Here is a 3,138-nt window from a genome sequence, read left to right as displayed (position 1 = left end):
CTTATTTGGGCGCTGGCTATTTTTACAGTTAAGCTGCTTAATAAAATGGCAGCTGTTAAAATTATCTTTTTCATGTTGTGTTATTGTTTTGTTTGTAGGTATGACAATAACAGCGCCTAAAAGTTTAACCCGTTACATGTTGCAACGGGTAATTAATTGGTTACAATGTTTTGATTGTATTAAAACTGACTGATATTCAGATTATTCGTCGTCGTTATCTTTATCCACGGCTTTTTTACCAGCCATAGCAAGCACCGGTTTTCCGATAACTTTATAACTGCCCTCTCCTTTAAGAATGGAGGCCAGCTGGGCTTTGTCCTGCATGGTTTTTATAGATTGTGCAAGTTCCTTATCGTATTTGAAATTGGTTTCGTAGCGGCCTTTTTCGTAGTAATAACGCGACGCTATTTCATTTTCAAGTACTTGCTTTATCTCGTCTTTATGTTGGATAAGGTCGTTCTTTTTGCTGGCGATCAATTTGGTTTTCAAGCCCTCATACTCGGCCTGGATATCGTTAAACTGTTTATCCTTTGTGGCTTCAACCTTTAAGCTGGTCAGTAATTTTTCTGACGCGGTAGTATAGTTGTAATTTTTATCAGCCAGGTATTTTATAAAATCGTTGTAGTCACCATCAGATAGCGTAAACGAACGGGCATCGGCAATTTTGGAGTGCTTGTCGCGGTAAACGGTTGCATAATCAAATATTAATAGCTTGCCTACTAATGCCTGGGTAACGTTGGCAAATTTTTCCTGTTTTATAAACAGGTCCGGGTAAATACCGCTGCCATCATAAACAGAGCGGCCATTTTTCGTTTTAAATTCGTGGATAAGTGAATCGGCCACTTTTACCACGCTGCCATCATCCTTGCGGTGAGTGTAATCCAGCGCCTGGATGCAACGGCCCGATGGTACATAATATTTGGCGATGGTGATTTTCACCAGGCTATTGTACGGTAAATTGAACGTTTGCTGCACCAGGCCCTTGCCATAACTACGTTGCCCAATAATTACCGCACGATCAAGGTCCTGCAATGAACCGGCAACAATTTCGCTTGCTGATGCCGAATGGCTGTTAACCAATACTACCAATGGCAAATCGGGTTCGAGCGGTGCACTGATGGTGCTATAAGTAAAGTTCTTTTCTTTTATTTTCCCTTTTTGCGATACGATCTCTACATCTTTCTGCACAAAAAGGTTTACTATTTTAACAGCCTCCTGCAATATACCTCCACCATTTGAGCGAAGGTCAAGGATGATGCCGTTGGGATTTTTCTTTTTTAATTCAGTAAGTGCATTGGTAACTTCAGCAGCCGAATTTTCGAGGAATTTATCCAGCTTAATATACCCCATGTTGCCATCAACCATGCCAAAGTACGATACATTGGGTTGTTTGATCTCATCGCGAACCAGGCTTTTTTCAAAAAGCTGAGGGGTATTATCGCGTTTGATGAATAGTTTTATGGCTGCTCCCTTTGAGCCTTTAAGCAGCTGACTTACCTGGTCGTTATCTTTACCGTTAAGGTCAACATCATTGATCTTAAGAAGTTGATCGCCTGGGTGTACGTCTCCCTTTTGAGCGGGGAAGCCGGCAAAAACTTCTGATACAAATACTTTTCCGTTACGCACAAAAATGCTGGCGCCGATGCCGCCATACTGGGTGCTTACGTAGTGGAGCTTATAGTCTTCAATTTCCGATTCGGGTACAAACTCGGTGTAAGGATCAAGGCCATCAAGCATGGCATCAACCCCGGTTTTTACCAGTTTGGCCGAATTGATATCGTCAACATAATTGATATTAACCTCTTTATAAACGGAGGCAAAAACATCAAGGTTCTTCGAGATCTGGAACAGGTCGTCATTAAAACCCACTATGCCTGCGGCCAGCAATGCAATGCCTGCAAATAAGCCCACTTTTTTGTATCCTTTTTTGAACACTAAACCCTGTTTCATCATTTATCCTCGAAAAAAATAAAAATACAAAAAAGCTATCCAGTTTGTATAACCGTAGTGTCTATTTTACAGTCGGTTGTTATCAATATTAACCAGGGCTTTTTTCAAGGTGAAAACCACGTAGTTGCGGTCGCGGTTTACCAGTTCCATCAGTTTGGTAATCAAGCTTTCTTCCTGTCCTTCGTTATATTTCAACTGCTCGTCTGTAAGATGGTTGTATTTACGTTGAATTTTAATTTTTACGCGTTCCCAATCCTTGTTTGTAATACTGATTTCAGCCATGTTTAATTTATTTTCAGCAAAAATATAAAAAATACCAAGTTGCTACTGTTTAAATGTTTGGCTCGCGTATTGATAATGCCTAATACGGTCTTAAATATAGGCCGGGTTATAAACCATACTAAATTAATAACGTAGGGCTGTATACAATTTAAAGGATCATGTGCGTTTACAGCTTTACATTTAACATTGAAAATCATGAAAAAGTATCTATTAAGTGCAGTATTACTGATAGCGGTAAGCATCAGTGCAAAAGCACAATTTTCTTTAGGTGTAAAAGGTGGTGTCAATTTTTCGAAAATCGGCTCCGATAATTTTAGCGATAAAAACCTCACCGGCTACCAGGCAGGATTGTTTGCCCGTTTTGGCAACAGCCTTTACTTACAGCCAGAGCTTTACCTGAGCGGTACCGGCGGTAAATTTGAATCGAATGATAATAACACCGCCTTTAGTGGCAAAGTTAGGTTCACTAATTTGAACGTACCATTATTAATAGGTAAATCATTTGGCGAAAAAGACCTGAACTTCCGTATTATGGCCGGGCCTATTTATACCTACACGCTTGATCAAAGCACAAGTCTTGGCAATAATATCAGCAATGCCGCGAATGACTTTAACAAGAGCAACCTCGGTTTCCAGGCCGGCGCCGGTGTCGATATCGGTTCTATCACTGCCGATTTAAGGTATGAAGGTGGTTTAACCAAAGTAAGCGACAGCTTTGCTAAACGCCAGAACCTTTGGGCACTGAGTGTAGGCTTTAAGATTTTTTAAGCTCGATACGTTTGCAAAACGTCCGTGAGGACACGAACGTTGGGTAACGTAAAACGACCCGGCAGGTTAACCTGCCGGGTCGTTGTGTTTTATAAGACTCTCTCCAAAAAATGAGTTTCATTCTTCAAAGCCTCCCCT

The 3,138-nt window shown here is 40.8% G+C and carries 4 protein-coding genes; 2 read left to right on the top strand and 2 right to left on the bottom strand.

Annotation, left to right across the window (positions count from 1 at the left end; genetic code table 11):
- On the top strand, positions 1-193 hold a 193-nt coding region (locus VF500_RS14235), incomplete at its 5' end, for a hypothetical protein (protein WP_330860299.1).
- An 8-nt stretch (positions 194-201) separates the two neighbouring features.
- Here the strand turns inward: VF500_RS14235 and VF500_RS14230 are convergent.
- Both VF500_RS14230 and VF500_RS14225 read right to left on the bottom strand, forming a co-directional pair.
- The gene (locus VF500_RS14230; protein ID WP_330860298.1) at positions 202-1,950 is read right to left on the bottom strand and encodes a S41 family peptidase; all 1,749 of its coding nucleotides are present in this window, start codon (positions 1,948-1,950) and stop codon (positions 202-204) included.
- 66 nt (positions 1,951-2,016) lie between these two features.
- On the bottom strand, positions 2,017-2,232 hold the full coding sequence (locus VF500_RS14225) for a hypothetical protein (RefSeq protein ID WP_330860297.1): 216 nt from the start codon (positions 2,230-2,232) through the stop codon (positions 2,017-2,019).
- Between the two features lie 195 nt (positions 2,233-2,427).
- Between VF500_RS14225 and VF500_RS14220 the strand changes: the two genes are divergently transcribed.
- Complete coding sequence (locus tag VF500_RS14220; protein WP_330860296.1) at positions 2,428-3,000, top strand: porin family protein; 573 nt, start codon at positions 2,428-2,430, stop codon at positions 2,998-3,000.
- Positions 3,001-3,138 lie beyond the last annotated feature (138 nt).

Origin of the sequence: Mucilaginibacter sp., from assembly GCF_036383575.1 — a bacterium.
Taxonomy (GTDB): domain Bacteria; phylum Bacteroidota; class Bacteroidia; order Sphingobacteriales; family Sphingobacteriaceae; genus Mucilaginibacter.
The sequence above is the reverse complement of the archived record's forward strand: the minus strand, read 5'-3'. Positions and strand labels throughout refer to the sequence as shown.